General features: G+C 46.1%; 1 protein-coding gene. It reads right to left on the bottom strand.

Annotation, left to right across the window (positions count from 1 at the left end):
* A partial coding sequence (panM, locus tag ABD481_RS46605) for an aspartate 1-decarboxylase autocleavage activator PanM (protein WP_344672337.1) occupies positions 1 to 218 on the bottom strand: 218 nt, incomplete at its 3' end.
* Positions 219 to 687 lie beyond the last annotated feature (469 nt).

Here is a 687-nt window from a genome sequence, read left to right as displayed (position 1 = left end):
CGGGTCACTTCACGCACGCACAGATCGCTGAGCTCACCTTCGACGCCGCGCAGGGTAACGCGCACGGCGCCCAGCAGGCGCTCGTTAAAGCGGGCGGCGTAGAGACGATGGTTTTCATCAAGGGTCAGCGTCGACAGATCCTGCGACGGCCAGATTTTCCCCAGATCAATGCGATCCTGATCGCTGAAGTGCTGTAAACGGATAATGGTCAGTTTCATGGGCGGCAAATCCAGTGCAAAACAGAGGCGCCAGTGTACCCAAAATTGCTGTCTGGCGGAGCGCTGTTTTTTGCGCGTACATCAGGGGATTCGTTTTCCTGGCGTTGTCAGGGTAGCGCAATCCGTCATGGATCGAAAAATAAGCAGAATTTTAACCTAATGTGCAGCGTTTTATTCCGCCTTATGTATCGTTATTTTATGCTGCAGGATGGACTTTTTTTTGTTTATCTTCACCAAAATACAGAATATTATCTTTGCTTAATCGACTGAAAAATAGAGGTTTTAATCTGTTTTTTAGTGAAAAACTGCGCTAAACCATTAAACTCAATGGTAAAAATGGCGTTGTTTAATAAAAGCACAGAATGCTTTTTAACCATAAAAATACAAAACATTTACACCACATCACGAACGGGGTTCTGCAGCATGAAAAGGAACGCGAAAACCATCGTCGCGGGCATTGTCGCATTAG

The organism is Catenulispora yoronensis, assembly GCF_039531695.1.
Taxonomy (GTDB): Bacteria; Actinomycetota; Actinomycetes; order Streptomycetales; family Catenulisporaceae; genus Catenulispora; species Catenulispora yoronensis.
This window is presented reverse-complemented; position numbering and strand designations above follow the sequence as displayed.